This is a genomic window from Endozoicomonas sp. ALB091 (genome assembly GCF_049310265.1).
GTDB lineage: Bacteria > Pseudomonadota > Gammaproteobacteria > Pseudomonadales > Endozoicomonadaceae > Endozoicomonas.
Genome location: NZ_JBLYNQ010000008.1, coordinates 563,793 through 582,202, shown reverse-complemented (window position 1 = coordinate 582,202; position 18,410 = coordinate 563,793). Strand labels below are relative to the sequence as shown.

The 18,410-nt window shown below is 50.5% G+C and carries 14 protein-coding genes; 4 read left to right on the top strand and 10 right to left on the bottom strand.

What is annotated here, in order from left to right; all coding sequences use genetic code 11:
• Positions 1–20 precede the first annotated feature (20 nt).
• The 3 genes from ACO6UX_RS18865 to ACO6UX_RS18855 all read right to left on the bottom strand — a co-directional run bounded on the left by ACO6UX_RS18865 (position 21) and on the right by ACO6UX_RS18855 (position 4,382).
• Positions 21–1,166, bottom strand: a complete 1,146-nt coding sequence (locus tag ACO6UX_RS18865) for a hypothetical protein (RefSeq protein ID WP_422449915.1) — start codon at positions 1,164–1,166, stop codon at positions 21–23.
• A gap of 176 nt (positions 1,167–1,342) precedes the next feature.
• Entirely contained in the window at positions 1,343–3,121 is a 1,779-nt protein-coding gene (locus ACO6UX_RS18860; protein WP_422449914.1) for an acyl-CoA dehydrogenase C-terminal domain-containing protein, read from the bottom strand.
• 328 nt (positions 3,122–3,449) lie between these two features.
• A complete protein-coding gene (locus ACO6UX_RS18855) occupies positions 3,450–4,382 on the bottom strand; it encodes a DUF3943 domain-containing protein (RefSeq protein ID WP_422449913.1) in 933 nt (310 codons plus the stop codon).
• Positions 4,383–4,899: 517 nt separating this feature from the next.
• Between ACO6UX_RS18855 and ACO6UX_RS18850 the strand changes: the two genes are divergently transcribed.
• Complete coding sequence (locus tag ACO6UX_RS18850; RefSeq protein ID WP_422449912.1) at positions 4,900–5,157, top strand: hypothetical protein; 258 nt, start codon at positions 4,900–4,902, stop codon at positions 5,155–5,157.
• Between the two features lie 91 nt (positions 5,158–5,248).
• Here the strand turns inward: ACO6UX_RS18850 and ACO6UX_RS18845 are convergent, their stop codons facing one another.
• The 6 genes from ACO6UX_RS18845 to bioB form a co-directional block, all read right to left on the bottom strand.
• Positions 5,249–7,039 carry an acyl-CoA dehydrogenase C-terminal domain-containing protein gene (locus tag ACO6UX_RS18845; RefSeq protein WP_422449911.1) on the bottom strand — a complete coding sequence of 597 codons (1,791 nt, stop codon included), beginning with the start codon at positions 7,037–7,039 and terminating at the stop codon, positions 5,249–5,251.
• A gap of 137 nt (positions 7,040–7,176) precedes the next feature.
• Entirely contained in the window at positions 7,177–7,857 is a 681-nt protein-coding gene (bioD, locus tag ACO6UX_RS18840; RefSeq protein WP_422449910.1) for a dethiobiotin synthase, read from the bottom strand.
• A gap of 3 nt (positions 7,858–7,860) precedes the next feature.
• On the bottom strand, positions 7,861–8,772 hold the full coding sequence (bioC, locus tag ACO6UX_RS18835) for a malonyl-ACP O-methyltransferase BioC (RefSeq protein ID WP_422449909.1): 912 nt from the start codon (positions 8,770–8,772) through the stop codon (positions 7,861–7,863).
• Positions 8,769–9,539 (bottom strand): alpha/beta fold hydrolase, encoded by a 771-nt coding sequence (locus ACO6UX_RS18830; protein WP_422449908.1) that lies wholly within the window; start codon positions 9,537–9,539, stop codon positions 8,769–8,771. Before ACO6UX_RS18830 ends, bioC begins: the two co-directional genes overlap by 4 nt.
• On the bottom strand, positions 9,539–10,762 hold the full coding sequence (gene bioF, locus ACO6UX_RS18825) for an 8-amino-7-oxononanoate synthase (RefSeq protein WP_422449907.1): 1,224 nt from the start codon (positions 10,760–10,762) through the stop codon (positions 9,539–9,541). Before bioF ends, ACO6UX_RS18830 begins: the two co-directional genes overlap by 1 nt.
• Complete coding sequence (gene bioB, locus ACO6UX_RS18820) at positions 10,762–11,895, bottom strand: biotin synthase BioB (protein ID WP_422449906.1); 1,134 nt, start codon at positions 11,893–11,895, stop codon at positions 10,762–10,764. Before bioB ends, bioF begins: the two co-directional genes overlap by 1 nt.
• A gap of 450 nt (positions 11,896–12,345) precedes the next feature.
• Here bioB and ACO6UX_RS18815 point away from each other — a divergent pair, with 450 nt between their 5' ends.
• Both ACO6UX_RS18815 and ACO6UX_RS18810 read left to right on the top strand, forming a co-directional pair.
• On the top strand, positions 12,346–12,801 hold the full coding sequence (locus ACO6UX_RS18815) for a ComF family protein (protein WP_422449905.1): 456 nt from the start codon (positions 12,346–12,348) through the stop codon (positions 12,799–12,801).
• Between the two features lie 158 nt (positions 12,802–12,959).
• Positions 12,960–13,958, top strand: coding sequence for a serine/threonine protein kinase (locus tag ACO6UX_RS18810; protein WP_422449904.1), 999 nt, complete (start codon positions 12,960–12,962; stop codon positions 13,956–13,958).
• 5 nt (positions 13,959–13,963) lie between these two features.
• Here the strand turns inward: ACO6UX_RS18810 and dnaB are convergent, their stop codons facing one another.
• Positions 13,964–15,364, bottom strand: coding sequence for a replicative DNA helicase (gene dnaB / locus ACO6UX_RS18805; RefSeq protein ID WP_422449903.1), 1,401 nt, complete (start codon positions 15,362–15,364; stop codon positions 13,964–13,966).
• Between the two features lie 339 nt (positions 15,365–15,703).
• Between dnaB and cas3 the strand changes: the two genes are divergently transcribed.
• Positions 15,704–18,403 (top strand): CRISPR-associated helicase/endonuclease Cas3, encoded by a 2,700-nt coding sequence (gene cas3 / locus ACO6UX_RS18800; protein WP_422449902.1) that lies wholly within the window; start codon positions 15,704–15,706, stop codon positions 18,401–18,403.
• Positions 18,404–18,410: the final 7 nt, after the last annotated feature.

Genomic DNA, 18,410 nt, shown 5'->3' with positions numbered 1-18,410 from the left:
GACTCTGTTGATCAAATAGCCTAATTAGCACATAAGCCTTTCCAAAGGCCATTAATGGGATCGTAGCCGCAGTCATTTCCCTGAATGTCTTTCTTTAATATTTCAAATTTAACGATGGGATCAAAATCAAGTGCCTTAACGTAATCGTAATGTTCATCTAAATTGGTAAACCAACGCAGTTGTCCTCGCTCCGGATACTTGCTTCCTCTTCCCTGGGCAAAATACCATTGCTGAGGACCAGCACCGGGCAGACAGTGTTCCAATGTCAGTTTTCCCGCTGACCAGCTTAAGCAGAACTGCTCCCCGGCCTGTTTGTTAAACAGTTTTTTAGACACCAGGTCATAGCGCCAGACCTGATGACTGATGGATTGACAGGCAGTTACCTGAACCTTTGCCCCACCAAAACAGTCGTACTGCCCAACACTGTCCATGTGACATTGCGTAACCGCAAGACAATGATTATTACTGAAATCACCAAGCCGCAACTCTTCTGTCAGCTTTGCTGGCTTTGCCTGCCATGGCCAGTGGCCTGACCAGTGCCAGGACTGAACTTCCTGTTGTTTCACGGCCTCTTCACCAACTTCAAATCCTGCACACTCAACCCTGCCGGTAAAAGGACTCAGATAGCATTGATCATCTCCCGTTTCAGAGTCGCTAAAGTGGAACGAGACCGGTGAAATATCCGTATCACTTTGCAAGAGTGCTACAAACGCAAGAGGGTCAAAATAATCAGCCCGGCTGTAAAGATGGTCCTGTTGATTAAAAAACCATAGCTGTTGCAAACTTGCTGGTTGGCAAACATCCATGGCCAGATGTTTCGACAACCGGGTCAAACATAGATCAGCACTTCGTTCCAATGAGTGAATTCGTTTCTTTTGGAAGTCAAACTTCCACCTCTGCTCCGGTTTTTTTTCATCACAGACCCCGAACGTTATCCTGTTGCTATTCACACAGTCATCCGTCAGCCGGATTTCTTCAGAGCTGCAACCTTCCTGCTCGTCCATTACCACCAGACACTGGCCTGTATCTTTTTGTTTTAACAGAAAGTTACTGGCATAAATCGGAGGTTTAACATCATCCATTCCATAGGCATTATTGCCGGGGGTCATGATCAATAGATAGACACATATCGGGTATAAAGACCTGTAGGCTGAGCTGAGAGTCATGTGTATCCCCAAAATTTATTTCAAAAAGATTACGCGAACCATTAATAACCCATACAACAGAACATCTGGATTTCTCTATTTTTATTGGCCGTAATCCTGAAAAATAAAGACCAAAAAACCAGAAAACCCCGCAAAGCGAGGTTTTCTGGTTTCAACTGGAATGATTTTGCTTGCTATTAGAATTGACCAGGAGATAAGGCAAATAGTTCCTCAGTTCCCGCAAGAGCGGCGGCCGCTGAACTTTCAAAGCGAGGCAGTAAACGCTTGAAATAATACCGGGCAGTCAGCTGCTTGGCTTCCAGCCAGGATTGGTCTTCACTGCCTTCAGCAAGCTGGCTCGCTGCTGTTTTCGCCATTAATGACCACATCCAGCCATAGGCAACGTAGGCAAAAGCATTCAGGTAATCAACACAGGCAGAATTAATGACATTGGGGTCATTTTTCGACTGCGCCAGAAGTTTGCGCGTCAGCTCCTCAAGCTTATCAACCGCAGCCAGCAGCTCTTCAGCAAATTCATCATTAGCGTCCACTGAGCCCCGAACTTCACTCAGGAATGTTTCCAGGTAGGCTCCACCGCTCAGGGCAATTTTACGTCCGAGCAGATCCAGCGCCTGAATACCGTTGGTTCCTTCGTAAATCTGGGTGATGCGCACATCCCTGACCAGTTGTTCCTGGCCCCACTCACGAATAAAGCCATGACCACCAAACACCTGCTGACCGGCAACACAGCTTTCCAGCCCTGCATCGGTTAAAAAGGCTTTCACAACGGGAGTTAACAACGCCACCAGGGCAGAAGCCTTCTCTTTTTCATGGTCATCCTGACTGAACTTGGCAATATCCAGTTGTTTGGCCACATAGGTGGAGAAAGCCCGGCCGCCTTCATTCATGGCTTTCATATTCAATAGCATTCGCCGGATATCCCCATGGACCATTAATGGGTCCGCCGCTTTATCTTTTTGCACAGCGCCACTGGCGGAACGTCCCTGGATGCGATCCTGAGCATATTCGAGTGCGTTCTGGTAGGACATCTCACTGCTGCCAAGCCCCTGAATCCCCACAAACAGGCGCTCGTAGTTCATCATGGTGAACATGGCATTCAGGCCTTTATTCAGTTCTCCCACCAGATAGCCTTTGGCCCCATCAAAATTCATGACACAGGTGGCGGAGCCGTTAATGCCCATCTTGTGCTCAATGGAACCACAGGCAAGGGCATTTCTTTCACCCAGAGATCCGTCCTCATTCACCAATACCTTAGGTACCAGAAACAATGAGATGCCTTTAGGCCCGGGAGGTGCATCGGGAAGCTTGGCCAGCACCAGGTGGATAATATTCTCAGTAAGATCATGCTCCCCGCCGGTAATAAAGATTTTGGTACCGGTGATGGCGTAGCTGCCATCGCCATTGTCTTCCGCTTTGGTGCGGATGATACCAAGATCGGTGCCCGCATGGGGTTCCGTCAGACACATGGTGCCCGCCCACTCACCGGAATACATTTGCGGCAGGTACGCTTCTTTTAACGCATCGGAGGCGTGGGCATCAATGGCCAGACAGGCCCCGGCCCCCAGGCTCGGGTAGAGAGTGAATGCCAGGCTGGCACTGCAGACCATTTCATCAAACTGGGCAGCCAGTACCTTGGGCATACCCATACCACCATAAACGGGATTACCACCCAGCCCGCTCCAACCGCCTTCAGCGAACAGTTTATAGGCTTCTTTATAACCTTCCGGTGTGGTCACCTGACCGCTGTCCCATTGACACCCTTCTTCATCTCCCGGGCGGTTCAAAGGGGCAATGGTGCGAGAAGCCAGTTTGGCGGCTTCTTCCAGAATCGCATCTGCAGTTTCCTGATCCACCGTTTCACTGACAGCAGGCCACTGAGCCCACTGCTCAGCTACGTTGAATACGTCGTACATTACGAACCGCATGTCGCGAAGGGGGGCTTTGTACTCGGCCATTACTCTCCACTCCTGGAATTTTTTTCTTACTATTGGAATACAGCCATTATGCCTTTGAGTTATACGCAAAAGGACACAAAGTGGCTCATAGCTGTTTTACCGGCAACCTGTCAGGTTTAAGCGTCCATAATGGTATTGGTAATAAAAATGTCTGCATCTGAAGAGCATAGCGGGGTTACTTGACGAAGAAGCGGGAGTCCCATTTATCGCAACCACACCAAAGCAGCTTTCAGTCACACAGGCTGTTGAGTTCCGTGACGCCATGTTACCTGAAGAGTCCCTGTTTTTCAGCAAAAAGACTGTGCTTCTTTGTGTTTCGCTGTCGTATTTAGAAATTAAAGAAAACCTCCACGCCGATGTAGCGATGATCAACGTCGAGTGACGTTTTCCGGTAAGGGGAAAAACTGGCAGCCGGGGGCATAACGCTCAATCGAATGGACAAATTTTGTATTGTCCCCTCACCACTGTCACCACCGACCCACTCACTGAATTTGCCAACCGGGTCCAGCAGAAACAGTGCGGTAGAACCTAGCATCCTGGAGCCCATCACCTCACTGTCATTGTCCAGAATTTTCTGTTTTTTCTGATAAGCCCACTCCCCGTACAGCCACCCGCCGAGAGGAGTCACAATGATATCTTGAATGGATGGCGGCTCACACATCGCTTCAATGCCGTATTCATACAGGAAAGTGGACATCAAAAATGAATAAACAAACGAGTTCCACTGGTTATAGCCCGATGACCGGGCCATAACGTAGTACACACCACCAAAATAAGGATGCCCGATATAATTGATGTACCATTTATCGGTGTCCCATACAGGCCCTGACCTGACATTGCTCCACCACTTTTTGATGGGCCTGATTTCCGATTTATCCCAATTGGAAACACTTTCTGGTAACAGAGCGATCACTCCAAGAACCCCCAGCGCCAAGCCAAACGTCACTTTGGTTTGGTACCAAAGTCTGGCCTGATTCTCTGCCGGTTTTTTATCAAATAGCGTGATGTCCCAACTCTGGTCTTTATCTTTTAAAAACCAGCGCCAGTCGTCAGAAGGCAATGGCGATTGCTGCACAAATGATGGTGGATGTTGGCTAAAGACTTCTGCCTGGCGGGTCAGATCATGATGCACAGCAGCCAGTGAAGGCCCTTGAGCAGGGTTGAAATCATCTGAGAAAACAGGCGGCAATAATCCCGATAACATAAAAAAGAAGGCAAGAAGAATTAACAGGCTTTTTATCGTTTGGGTATTCTTCTTCATGATGCGACATCAACACAGCGTGATTGCTGAATTCAGCTCCAAGGTCTTATAAGTAGTTAACCAAATGAAATCATATATTTCTGACTAAGTTGTCAGTCACTCTGCGGCGTTGCAACTCCGGTCACATAGCTACGGCTATGCTCCCTACGTTGCGCCTTGCATAGCAACTGCCCACTTAGCCAGAAATATACGATTCCATTTGGCCAACTACATAAAAGCAAATCAAATTTTATAGACCATATTTTTATAGCTGGCAAAACAGTCAATGCTGCTAAAGACTGAGTTCAAACGCACCAAAAGAGTGAAACAAGCAAGAAAAATCCTTTTTCACTGAGATCTTCATGAACATCCATCATAAATAAGTGCCAATTGCCGATAAAGTAAGCTAACTTAATTTAACCGTTTTCTTTTTGTTTGATCATTTTATCGGATCAAACAGTGTTGATTCGATTGCTCGGTTCCGGAAGATAAGCTGTCCTGCAGTTCCGATATTGTTGACCAGATACTCAGGCATCTTATGCGATATCTTCTCGTCTTGATCACTGCAATCCTGCAGATTTTTTTTTCCACCCTGTTTAACCAGTTAGCCAGCAAATTGCTCAGACCTCGTGGTCGAATCATCTCCAGAAAAGAGCGCATCAAGCGCAGCTGGGTCAGAACGATCTGGTTGGTAGCAGGCACTCTCATGCTATTTAATCCGGCACTCCCGGTGATTATGATTATTGCCTTACCCACTACTTTTCTGAGCTTTATGATTCTTGATGAAATGCGGTAATAATCTGCAAAAAAAAGGCTACCAACCGGTAGCCTCTCTGTTTATTGTTTTGCTTATGGCTGATTCACTTTCAGCCCGTCAGACCAGCGAATTAAACGTCGCCAAAATCATCCGCTTCCATGGCCATCAGGTTGTCGGCACCAGACTCAATGCACGCCTTGTGCATCTGGGCTCTTGGTAACAGACGCTGGAAGTAGAACTGTGCAGTCTGGATTTTAGCCTTATAGAACCCTTCTTCAGTGGTACCATTCGCCAGGGCTTCTTTTGCCGTCAGTGCCATCCGGGCCCAGAAGTAAGCAAGGCAGGCATAACCGGAGTACATCAGGTAGTCAACCGAGGCGGCACCAACTTCCTCCCGGTTCTGCATGGCCTTCATACCAATCTGCATGGTCAGATCGCCCCACTCCTTATTCATGGCAGCCAGCGGCTTGATAAACTCCTGGAGTTCTTCATTGTCTGCCTGAGCCTGACAGAACTTATGAACCAGCTTGGTGAAGGGCTTCATGGTGGCACCCTGAGTCATCAGGACTTTACGACCCAGCAGGTCCAGCGCCTGAATACCCGTGGTTCCCTCATAGAGCATGGAGATACGGCAGTCACGAACATTCTGCTCCATCCCCCACTCACTGATAAAGCCATGACCACCGTAACATTGCAGGCCGTGGTTAGCGGCTTCAAACCCTGTCTCGGTCATGAACGCCTTAACAATAGGCGTCAGGAAGCTCATTTCCAGGTCAGCCTGTTTCCGGACTTCTTCATCAGGACTCTTCACCAGGTCGGCCATTTGTGCCACGTAGTAAACCAGTGCCCGGTTGCCTTCCGTCAGTGCCTTGATGGTCAACAGCATACGGCGAACATCCGGGTGAACAATGATCGGGTCGGCAGGACCATCAGGGTTCTTCGGGCCGGAAAGAGAACGCATCTGCAGACGGTCACGGGCATATCGAACAGCCCCCTGATAAGCGATTTCTGCATGGGCAAGACCCTGAATACCGGTGCCCAGACGGGCAGAGTTCATAAAGGTGAACATATAGTTCAAACCTTTATTGGGCTCACCAATCAGATAACCGGTGGCTTCGTCAAAGTTCATCACACAGGTGGCGTTACCATGGATACCCATCTTATGCTCGATGGAACCACAGCTGACACCATTTGTTTCACCCGGAGCATCCGGGCGATGACGGGGAATAATAAACAGGGAGATACCTTTGGTGCCTTCAGGTGCCCCCGGCAGACGGGCAATAACGATATGAACAATATTCTCTGCCATATCGTGTTCCCCGGAAGAGATAAAGATTTTGGTGCCGGTAATACGATAAGTGCCGTCTTCCTGGGGTACGGCCTTGGTTTTCAGCATACCCAGATCAGTACCGCAGTGAGGCTCAGTCAGGCACATCGTACCGGTCCACTCACCGGAAATCAGGCGGGTAAGGTACGTTTCTTTCTGCTCTTGGGTACCATGGGCTTCCAGAGTATTCATTGCGCCATGGCTCAGCCCGGGATACATTCCCCAGGACCAGTTGGATTCCCCCATCATTTCACTGAGCACCAGGCCCAGCGAAGCAGGGAGACCCTGACCACCATGCTCAGCATCGCTGGACAGCGATGGCCAGCCACCTTCAACAAACTGTTGATAGGCGTCTTTAAATCCGGTGGGGGTTTTAACGCCTTCTGGTGTCCAGGTACAACCTTCTTCATCACCCACACGATTCAGCGGTGAAAGTACCTGTTCACAGAATTTGGCACCTTCCTCCAGGATGGCGTCCACCATATCCGGAGTGGCATCCTGACCTTGAGGGAGGTTTGCGTAATGTTCCTCGTAGCCCAGAACTTCATTACGGACAAAGCGGATATCTCGCAGGGGGGCTTTATATTCTGGCATGATGCATCCTCGATATTCTTTTACTTATGGATAAAGATGAGTATAGCACGATTCAAACAACTGTTTGAAACTTACGTTTAGACAGAATAAATGTCAATACATGCCAGCAAAAGTTATTACGGGTGAATTCAAGTCAATCAAGCCAATGGTGAAATATCCAGATACCCGGCGACCTGACTGGCACTGGCCTCCTCAAGAAAGGGCACCACACCAAGACAGGGTGCTGGAATCAGGCTTTTCAGGGTCTCCAGATTGTCATCATAACGGCTCATATCAGGATCCACCTGATTCGCCACCCAGCCTGCCAGCCTGACACCATCACGGAGAATGGCTTCAACGGTAAGCAAGGCATGGCTGATACAGCCCAGTTTCATGCCAACCACCAGAATAGCAGGAGTATTCAACGCTTTTGCCAGTCCGCTGATCATCTCCCGTGAGTTCAGGGGGACCCGCCAGCCACCAGCGCCCTCGATAAGAGCCAGATCATTTTTTTGCATCAAGGCACCGCGGCTGTAGCCCACAAGTCGATCCAGGGTCATACGAACACCGGCTTCCTGCGCCGCAATATGGGGGGCAATGGCAGGAGCCAGAGCCAGAGGGTTTACCTGTTCGTAAGGTAGAGTAAGTGTCATGGCCTCCATCAGAGCCAATGCGTCATCATTTCTCAAGCCATTTTCACTGTGCTGACATCCCGCAGACACCGGTTTTAAGGCCAGCGTCGTTAACCCTGTTAAGCGCGCTGCCTCAAGCAGTCCACAGGTGACGACGGTTTTCCCGGCATCCGTATCCGTACCGGTGACAAAATAAGTTTTTCCCATTTTCTACTCTTCACACACTGGCTTCTGCAAGACGCCGTAAAGGACCTGATAGGTCAAAGGCAATCCTTCCGGCTGTCGTAGTTGTTCATAAGCCTGTTGCAAGGCTTCAAGCTTCCGTCGGGTCACCAGGCCACCTTTATCCGCCAATACGGTGTTTACCCCCAGAGCCTTTAAACTGCGCAACAGGGAGATCACATCGGGATAGAACAGTGTTTCAGGCTTCAGTGAGAACGCCTGGCAAACCAGATCACTGGCGTTCACACGCTGTTTCTGAGTATCAAAACTGTCAAAGCGGTTAACCCGATTATTTTCCCCCACCAGACACCATGCATTATCCAGCTCTGCCAAGCTGCCTTCAGCCAGGGTAGAAAAGACAAAAGTCCCACCAGGCTTCAGTACTCTGCTCACCTCGCCAAGCACCTGCTCAAAGTCGCACCATTGAATAGCCAGGCTGGAATAGATCAGATCCACAGCACCGGACTGCAAGGGCATGGACTCAATATCACCAGAGCACCAGTCAATCCGGGGATGGCTGGTATTGTGCCGGGCAAATTGCAGCATCCCCATGGCCAGATCCATACCGATGACCACGGCATTATCATATCGTTCAGCCAGCGTCAGTGTGTGCAAACCGGTTCCGGTACCCAGGTCAAGAATACGGTGGGAGTGTAACGCTTTTGAGCGTGGCTGCTCTGAGCTGAGTCGGGCCGGTAAGCCCTGCATCGTCCGGGCAGCAACCCGTTTCTGTAATATGGCCGCCTGATCATAACTGTCAGCAGCCCGACTGAAGTTTTCAGCGATACGCTGCTTTACCCGAGCGTTTGCCCGGTCTGTTGTCACGCTAATGGCAGAGGAGGCAGGCCGAAGACCTGCCAAGCCACCGGCAACTTCATTATGGACAGGGATCGAACTCATGTTCCGACATCCCCGCTGGACAGCCGCCGCACCTCACTGATAACCGGCTCGGGGTCATCCATAAAGAAACAATGCCCTCCATCAAGCACCTGAACCCGATGCTTGGCAAACGCCTGCTCAATGGCATCAGCTGCCTCCACCGGAACAAGGGCATCGTCTTTACCAAACAGATGAGTCACCGGGCAGCGAATATCACCAAATACGGAACGAAGATCACTCTTGCCCAGTATGCCCAGCAGGCTTAGCAGGGTGCTGTCTTCGGCCTGATGATCAAGGTCAGCATCAGACAGTAGTGCCTGCAGGGCTTTCGATAGCTCTTTCCGCCGTGGACTGCCGGAGCTGCACAGCAGAACAAACTGTTGCAGCGTCTTGTCACGGGACCGGGACATGCCTTGATAGAAACTGGCAAACAGCGTCGGGTCCATTGCCTGCTGCCAGCTGTCATTCTGCACAAAACAGGCATTCGCCCCCAGGTTAACGACAGCGGCCACATTATCCGGATACCGGCTGGCATACAGCGTTGCCAGCATTCCGCCTAGCGACCATCCCACCAGCACGGCAGGCTTCTCAAACAGCTGGTGATCCAGATAAGTCAGTAATGAGTTCCAGTCATGGCTTGTTTTGTACGCTTGTGACTCACGCACCAGGCCAGGCAACTCGACAATGGAAACCCGGCGATGGTCAACATCCAGGGCTTCCGCCAGTGACTCCATCGCACCGGCTGGCATGGCCCAGCCACTGATTAAAACGATCGGGTAGTTACTCATCAGGACAACACTCCTGTCATCGATAAAGATGCGGTAGCAGGTTGATCAGAAAAGTCTGCAACACCTGTCGACTGTGCAGCCATTTTAAGGGCATCCAACAGGCGATCAACATGATGCAACGTATGGGATGCACTGAAGGTAATACGTAATCGGGAAGATCCTTCAGGCACTGTCGGAGGACGGATTGCCGTGACCAGTATCCCCTGCTCAGACAACCGGCGGCTTATGGTCACCGCCCGTCTTGCACAACCAACCAGCAACGGTTGTATCGGTGTTGATGACGGCATCAGAGGCAACCCCAGCTGCTCACAACCGGACCTGAAATAGTGAACCAGTGTCTGCAAATGTTCCCTGCGCCACTGTTGTTCCCGTAGCAGCTTCAGGCTGGTCAGGGTCGCCGACGCCACCGCCGGTGGCATGGACGTGGTATAGATATAAGTCCGGGCAAATTGAATAAGCGTCTCAATCAAAGCGTCACTGCCCGCCACAAATGCACCATAAGTTCCAAACGCTTTGCCCAATGTCCCCACCAGCACCGGCAGATGTTTCTGATCCAAGCCATAGGCTTCGGCAACCCCACCGCCATTAGCTCCCAGACAACCAAAACCGTGGGCATCGTCCACCATCAGCCAGGCCTGGTGCTGCTCAGCAAGTTCCGACAGCGCCTTTACCGGCGCAACATCGCCATCCATGCTGAACACACCATCCGTTACGATCAACTTGCGTCGGGCGCGGGTTTTCTGGAGTCGGTTAGTGAGGTTATCCACATCATTATGCAAGTAACGCTGGAACCGGGCTCCAGACAACCGTCCGGCATCCAGTAATGAGGCATGGTTCAGGCGATCCTGAAACACCGCATCCTGCTTACCCAGCAAGGCACTGATCACGCCCAGGTTAGCCATATAGCCATTGGCAAACAGCAGCACACGCTCTCTGCCGGTAAATTCCGCAAGTGCGTCTTCCAGCTGATGATGTGCCCGGCTGTGTCCCAGCACCAGATGGGAAGCACCGCCACCCAGCCCATAGTGATCCGTTGCCTGTCGAAAGCTTGCGATAACATCGGGATGGTTTGCCAGTCCGAGGTAATCATTGCTGCAGAAGGCAAGAAAGTGCTGGCCATTGATAATGACCTCAGGCCCCTGGGGCGAGTCCAGGGTTTGACGACGGCGATAGAGGCCAGCGACATGGCGGGCCTCAAGCTCCTGTTCCAGATTGAAGCTCATCAGCCATGACCAGCCATGTTTCGATCCGACTGGCTGGCCATGGCGTCGTAGTAATGATCATTGCTTTTTTCAGCATCGTACATCGCTTTGATCGGGCACTGCTCAGGAGGCTGTACCGCTGATTGCTCACCCCAATCATGCCCTTTATTGATGCCGAGCTTGGCAAACAGCTGCCGGTCCTTATTCGCCTCAGGGTTCGCGGTGGTCAGCAGTTTATCGCCAAGGAAAATTGAGTTGGCTCCCGCCAGAAAGGCCAGCGCCTGAAGCTCATCGCTCATCTGCTCACGCCCGGCCGACAGACGGACGTTGGACGCTGGCATCATAATTTTGGCCACGGCGATGGTACGGACAAAATCAATGCCATCCACCGCCTCAGCGTCTGCCAATGGTGTGCCAGCGACTTTCACCAGCATATTGATGGGCACACTCTCCGGATGCTTCGGCATATTGGCCAGCTGAACCAGCATCCCGGCACGATCGCGCTCGTTTTCACCCAGGCCCACAATGCCACCACTGCAGACATTCATCCCCGCCTCCCGGACAAACGCCAGAGTGTTCAGCCGGTCAGCATAAGTTCGGGTGGTAATGATGTTGCCATAGAACTCTGGTGAGGTATCCAGGTTGTGGTTGTAGTAATCCAGTCCTGCCCCGGCCAGCTCCGTAGCCTGATCCTCACTCAGCATGCCCAGGGTCATACAGGACTCAAGACCCAGTGCTTTCACCCCCTTAATCATTTCAATAATGTAAGGCATGTCTCTGGCGGGAGGGTTTTTCCAGGCCGCCCCCATACAGAAGCGGGTAGCACCGGAAGCCTTGGCGCTTCTGGCTTCCTCCAACACCTTCTGCACCTCCATCAATTTCTCTTTTTCCAGACCGGTATTGTAGTGACCACTCTGGGGGCAATACTTACAGTCCTCCGGACAGGCACCCGTCTTGATCGACAGTAATGTGCTAACTTGCACCTGGTTTGGATCAAAATGTGCTCTGTGAGCCAGCTGGGCCTGAAAGATCAGATCATTGAACGGCTGTTGGAAAAGTGCCTCTACTTCTGACAGCGTCCAGTCATGACGAACAACACTGTGGCCAAAAGAGCTGGAGGAATTTTCTGCTGGGGCTGAACTGGTATTGGACATGACATCCTCTGGGGGAGTGAACACCGATCACGGCAGGGAAGAAAACCCTTGTTAGCGGAGACCTGGGATTTATTGTTTGAGTTAACAACCATGAAAATGAAATTACCAATCACTAGGACGACATTTTCACAATAAAGATGCAAAAGATGATAACCGAATTACTGCCACCGTCAATCTATGAAATTCTTTAAGGTTTACAACTGGTCTAATTTTAAACAACAAGTACAGATCAAATGCATTCTTTGCCGGGGACATACCACGCTTGCCCAACCGCTTTGCCAATTATGCCTGGCAACATGCCCGGTTCCACTGTGTTTTTGCTCCTGCTGCGGCTTGCCCATTCAAGACAGCGACACGGGCATTTGTGGCCAGTGCCTGAAGCAACCGCCCTTATTTGACCACTGTCTTTCACCATTTCTGTACCAGTTTCCCGTCAACCGGATATTACAAATGGTGAAATACCAGTCCAGGCTGGAACTGATAAAACCAATGGCCGCATCACTGGCTGAATGGTTGCTGGACTATTATCTTGATGATCAGTGGCCGGAAATCATATTGCCGGTACCACTGCACCGCAAACGGTTGCGGGAAAGAGGTTATGACCAGACGCTCCTGCTGACCAAAGCCCTGAAAAAACTGCTCAATGTTAAAGACCTGGACATTGAACAACAGTTGATCAAAAGAACCATTCACTCAGTGCCACAGCAAAGCCTGGATGCCACCGCCCGACAAAAAAATATTCGCAACGCATTCACTTTAAACGGCACACCGCCGTGGCACCACGTTGCCTTAGTGGACGATGTGGTAACCACGGGTGCCACCGTCAATGAAATCACCCGACTGTTGAAAAAAAGTGGTGTCAAACGCGTGGATATATGGAGTGTTGCCAGAACACCGGAGAGCTGATGATTATTGGAGCTGCTCCCGGACAGACTGCGGGTACTGCATTCAAGGTAATTATCCACATTCACTTCAAAGCAGAATTCCACCCGGCGTCAGTGGCCAGTCTTAACTATTGGTTATAGAATCCCCTCCACAGAACTCAGACTCCTTCGGAGGCCCGCATGAACACGCCTACTCAACATCCATACGACCAGCTGACGCCTGACCGGGCACTGGACGCCGTTGAGAGCGCAGGATTTCTGAGCGATGCCCGCATTATGGCCCTGAACAGCTATGAAAACCGGGTTTACCAGGTCGGCATTGAGGAAGGTGAACCCCTGATTGCAAAATTCTACCGCCCCGAACGCTGGACAAAAGATCAGATTCAGGAGGAACATCAGTTCACCCTGGATCTCAAGGCGATGGAATTACCGGTGGTCGCCCCGATGGCTGACGAAAAAGGCAACACACTGCATGAGTTTGCAGGCTTTCTGTTTGCCCTGTTTCCCCGTCAGGGCGGCCATGCACCGGAACTGGATAATCTGGATAACCTGCTGACCCTTGGCCGTACCCTGGGACGCATGCACAAGCTGGGATCAGCCAGTGACTTCCAACACCGCCCGGCGATCAGCTTGCAGCGATACGGCATCGATAATGTTGAATACCTGCTGGCAAACGACTTTATTCCCGCTGCTCTTCTGGAAGCCTACCAGACCCTGACCCGGGACCTGCTCCATCGCCTGGAACTGATGACGCAACAGCATACGTGGCAATCCATTCGGGTCCACGGTGATTGCCACAGCGGCAATATTCTCTGGCGGAATGAGGCACCACACTTTGTTGACTTTGACGATACCTGTATGGCTCCGGCGATTCAGGATCTGTGGATGCTGTTATCCGGAGACCGCCAAGAGCAGACCCTGCAAATGGCCGAGATTCTGGAAGGTTACACAGAGTTTATGGATTTCAGCCCTTCTGAGCTGAACCTGGTGGAATATTTTCGTACCCTGCGACTGATCAACTACAGCGGCTGGCTGGCCAAGCGCTGGGATGATCCCGCCTTTCCCATGGCATTCACCTGGTTTAATACCGAACGGTACTGGGCAGAGCATATTCTGGAATTGCGGGAACAACTGGCAGCCCTGGACGAGCCACCACTGTCCGTCTTTGGACAGGTTTAAAAAAATCAGTCTTCCTCAAACCGGTAAGCATCCGGTGCCAGGTTTTCAAAGCGGGTGAACTGGCCAATAAACGCCAGTCGGCAAGTACCGATGGGACCATTACGCTGCTTACCGATAATGATTTCAGCGACCCCTTTGTACTCGGTATCCGGGTTATACACCTCGTCCCGGTAGATAAACATGATCACGTCGGCGTCCTGCTCGATGGCGCCGGATTCACGCAGGTCGGAGTTGACCGGGCGCTTATTGGGTCGCTGCTCAAGAGAACGGTTCAACTGCGACAGGGCAATAACAGGAACATTGAACTCCTTGGCAATGGCTTTCAACGATCGGGAGATTTCCGAAATCTCGTTGGTTCGCCCCTCACCAAAACCGGGAATCTGCATCAACTGCAGGTAGTCAATCATGATCAGGCCCAGGTCACCGTGTTCCCGCACCACCCGGCGAACCCGTGAGCGCATTTCCGAGGGGCTGATCCCCGCCGTATCATCAATAAACAACTTCTTGTCTTTAATGCGCTCAACCGCCGACAACAGTTTTGGCCAGTCTTCTTCTTCCAGCTGTCCACTTCTTACCTTGGACTGGTTGATCCTGCCCAGAGAAGAGAGCATACGCATCATCAGCTGCTCACTTGGCATCTCCAGGCTGAATACCATGACGCCCTTCTCACTGTTCAGCAGGGCGTTTTCCACCAGGTTCATGGCAAACGTGGTCTTACCCATGGAGGGACGGGCAGCCACAATCACCATATCGGAAGGCTGGAGACCAGAGGTCATCTCATCCAGATCCTTAAAGCCGGTGGTGGTACCGGTAATGGCGTTACCGGCATTAAACATCTCATCAATTTTCTTGACGGTGTTTTCAAGAATCTCCCGCACCCCCATCGGGCCACCGGTGTTCGGGCGCTCTTCGGCAATATTGAACACCAGCCGTTCGGCTTCATCGAGAATCGCCTGACTGTCTTTCCCTTCGGGATTATAGGCACTGTCCGCAATCTTCTGGCCGGTATTGATCAACTTACGCAGTACCGAACGCTCAAAGATAATCTCCGCGTAGGCGCGAATATTCGCCACACTGGGCACACTGCCCGCCAGCTCCGCCAGGTAAACCAGCCCGCCCACTTCATCCAGCTCACCCCGGTTTTCCAGGATCTCGGCAACCGTCAGAGGGTCAAAAGGCTTGCTCTCATTGCTCAGTGTACTGATGGATGCATAGATACGCCGGTGCCCCGGATTATAAAAGTCATCCGACGTCAGCTTATCCACCACCCGGTCCAGGGCCTGGTTATCCAGCATCAGCCCGCCGAGCACGGACTGCTCCGCTTCGATGGAGTGAGGGGGTGTTTTAATGGCAACCGTGGCTTCGTCGATGGGAAGCTCCAGCTCACGGGGACGTACATCCAGCATAGTGACGATCTGAGAAAAAAGATTAAATGATGATACGAATTCAGGAGGTAAAAATACAGCGACATTATCTTTTATGATCCTGTTCTTAAAATTTACTTACGTACTAATTCCCAGCCTGTCTGAAATCCCAGCTTAAGAACCCGACGGAAGTGATCTTTGCCAAAACACTCCTCGATAAGATAAGACTTACCCACCTGGCACCATCCAGCAGTAGCAGAGGTTTGCGCTTTTGCTGCTTTTTCCAGTTCAATGAAAGCCTGTCAAACGTTGATGTGAAGCATGTTTTTCAAATACACACTCCATATAATGTGAAACTCTTGTCATAGAATGGAAGCAGGCGTGTCTTTTTACAACTATTGGGGCAAAGCAGGTAATCAATCGGAAAATGATAATGCTGGTTATCATTTGCTGGCCTATCACTGTCTGGATGTCGCTGCGGTTGCTAAGGTTTGGTGGCAGACATCTGCGTCCCTCCGCCGTCAGTTTTGTGATCAAAGTGGTCTGCCAGATGAGCAGACTCAGGCTTGGTTGCTTTTTTTTATTGCTTTGCACGATCTGGGCAAATTTGATCTCCGTTTTCAATTAAAAGCAAAACTTGCCTGGCAGCAGGTTAATCCTGAGGCAAGTTGCTTTCAGCCTCGTTTTTCTCAAAAAGACATCAATGATTATTATCACGGGCCAGCCGGTGTTTATTGGTTATATCAAGACTTACATGCTGGTTTTGCAGGTGAAGATGAAGACAGTTATTTTTTTGATGATGACGATAATGAAAGCTGGGATGCGTGGTTGAGTTGGCTCGGGCCGGTAGCGGGGCATCATGGAACCATGGCAGATAACTCCGACAAAGATAACCACAGCTTTACTTTTTTACCCGGGTCGGTCAGCGCCCAGGGACTGGCATTATTGAAACAGGCTCGCCTGGAGTGGTTGAAAGCTCTGGAGTTTCTGTTTTTAAAACCTGCCGGGCTGACACTGGAAGGTGATCCACCATTTCTGGCTGACGGGACCTTGCTGGCTGGTTTTTGTTCAGTTTCTGACTGGTTGGGTTCATCCAGTGGTGAGGGTGATTTTGAATTTGAAAGCCAGCCAATAGATGATCTACAAGACTGGTTTAAATCTCGTTTGCCGATTGCCAGACAATTGCTTCATCGTGCAGGTATTACCGGTTATCAAAGTCGTGACAATCCTGCTATTCAGAACCTTCTTGAGGCGGGATATCAGCCACGGCAAGTTCAGTGCCTGGTGGGGCAGTTACCGCTAACTGAAAGTCTGACGTTAATAGAGGCCTCGACTGGTTCTGGAAAAACAGAAGCCGCTCTGGCTCATGCCTGGCAATTAATTCAACAGAACCTTGCAGATAGTATTGTGTTCGCTCTACCAACTCAGGCGACAGCCAATGCTATGTTGGGTCGTATAGAAAAAGCTGCACCTGTTATTTTTGAAGGGCAAATCAATGCGGTGCTGGCTCATGGCCGGGCAGGATTTCAAGAGGATTTTATCAATCTTAAACAAGCATTCAACTCACACCCTGCACAGGGGGAAGAGGAGGCCAGAGTGCAATGTGCTCAATGGCTGGCTGAAAGTAAAAAAAGAGTTTTTTTAGGGCAGATCGGCATTTGTACAGTTGATCAGGTGTTGGTTTCAGTGTTGCCGGTGCGACACAAATTTGTTCGCGGCTTTGGTATTGGGCGCAGCGTTCTCATCATTGATGAGGTGCATGCCTATGATGCTTATATGTACGGCCTTTTGGAGGAAGTATTAAAACAGCAACGAGCTTCGGGAGGATCGGCAATTTTGTTATCTGCAACTTTGCCGGATTATCAGAAGCAGCAGTTAATGGAGGCCTGGGCTGGGAAAAAAGTACCTGGCCGTTTTGAATACCCTGTTGATGCACCTTACCCGCTGATAACCTGCTATGGGCAGAAGCAGCAACACTTCTCACTTGACACCCAGCAGCGACCCGCCACAAAGCATGTCAATATTGAAATGCAAACAGTGTCAGAGTTGTTGCCTGATGATGGCTTGTTGGAACGAATGATTACTGCCGCAGAGCAGGGTGCCCAGGTCTGTTTTATCTGCAACCTTGTTGATGTAGCTCAGCAGTCTTTATACCAGTTGCGAGAAAAAGCGGCAGGGCGACTGGATGAAGAGCAGCTGATTTTGTTTCACTCCCGCTTTGTGTTTGCTGACCGTCAAAAGAAAGAAGACAAAGTTCTTGAGCTGTTTGGTCCCGAAGGTAAACGACAGAAAGGGCATATATTGGTAAGTACTCAAGTGTTTGAGTGCTCTATTGATGCAGATATGGACTGGATGATCACTCAATTATGCCCAATTGACCTGTTATTCCAACGTTGGGGGCGGCTACATCGTCATCAAAGCAAGCACAAGCGCCCCGAGGGATTTGGTCACCCCCTTTGTACTGTGTTGGTTCCACCGGAATCTGAAGACTATCAGCTGCATGCATTGATATACGGTGATAGCCGTATACTGTGGCGGACTCAGCAGTTATTGCTTAAGTCCGGAAATATTGTTGAATTTCCTCGCGCATACCGGGAGTGGATTGAACCGGTTTATGAAAAAGACGACTGGGGGAGTGAACCTGATTGGGTTATGAAGTCCCATCAGGATTTTGCTGAGCATCAGCAAAGCCAGCGTATGGGGGCACAAACACTAATTAAATCCGGTATGAATATGCTGGCAGATACTGACAATCATATTTCTGCGGTAACCCGTGACGGTGAAATGAACCTGACACTTGTTCCGGTCACTTGTAATTCCGAAGGTGAACGTTGCTTGCTGGATGGTTCGGTGATTGATGAGTTGAATAAAAGTGACCGCTTTGAAAAAATCAGCCTGAATAGTCTCGGAATACCCGCCAGCTGGAATAAGAAAAAAAGTGAAGGGCAACTGCCTGATATAGATGATGACGGTTTGATCTGGCTGGAAATGGCTTTCGTGGAGCAGGGCTACCGGGGGCAATGGGGAGAGACAGAGTACACCTATTTTCCGGAAACTGGTTTCCAGCGCACAAAAACATGAAATTGTA

What these genes read in the sequence shown, in the direction of transcription:
- ACO6UX_RS18860 (WP_422449914.1), bottom strand. Translation starts at nt 3,121, where the DNA reads ATGGCCGAGTACAAAGCCCCCCTTCGCGACATGCGGTTCGTAATGTAC.
- ACO6UX_RS18810 (WP_422449904.1), top strand. Translation starts at nt 12,960, where the DNA reads ATGAACACGCCTACTCAACATCCATACGACCAGCTGACGCCTGACCGG.
- bioF (WP_422449907.1), bottom strand. Translation starts at nt 10,762, where the DNA reads ATGAGCTTCAATCTGGAACAGGAGCTTGAGGCCCGCCATGTCGCTGGC.
- ACO6UX_RS18865 (WP_422449915.1), bottom strand. Translation starts at nt 1,166, where the DNA reads ATGACTCTCAGCTCAGCCTACAGGTCTTTATACCCGATATGTGTCTAT.
- bioC (WP_422449909.1), bottom strand. Translation starts at nt 8,772, where the DNA reads ATGAGTTCGATCCCTGTCCATAATGAAGTTGCCGGTGGCTTGGCAGGT.
- bioD (WP_422449910.1), bottom strand. Translation starts at nt 7,857, where the DNA reads ATGGGAAAAACTTATTTTGTCACCGGTACGGATACGGATGCCGGGAAA.
- ACO6UX_RS18850 (WP_422449912.1), top strand. Translation starts at nt 4,900, where the DNA reads ATGCGATATCTTCTCGTCTTGATCACTGCAATCCTGCAGATTTTTTTT.
- ACO6UX_RS18830 (WP_422449908.1), bottom strand. Translation starts at nt 9,539, where the DNA reads ATGAGTAACTACCCGATCGTTTTAATCAGTGGCTGGGCCATGCCAGCC.
- ACO6UX_RS18855 (WP_422449913.1), bottom strand. Translation starts at nt 4,382, where the DNA reads ATGAAGAAGAATACCCAAACGATAAAAAGCCTGTTAATTCTTCTTGCC.
- ACO6UX_RS18845 (WP_422449911.1), bottom strand. Translation starts at nt 7,039, where the DNA reads ATGCCAGAATATAAAGCCCCCCTGCGAGATATCCGCTTTGTCCGTAAT.
- bioB (WP_422449906.1), bottom strand. Translation starts at nt 11,895, where the DNA reads ATGTCCAATACCAGTTCAGCCCCAGCAGAAAATTCCTCCAGCTCTTTT.
- dnaB (WP_422449903.1), bottom strand. Translation starts at nt 15,364, where the DNA reads ATGCTGGATGTACGTCCCCGTGAGCTGGAGCTTCCCATCGACGAAGCC.
- ACO6UX_RS18815 (WP_422449905.1), top strand. Translation starts at nt 12,346, where the DNA reads ATGGTGAAATACCAGTCCAGGCTGGAACTGATAAAACCAATGGCCGCA.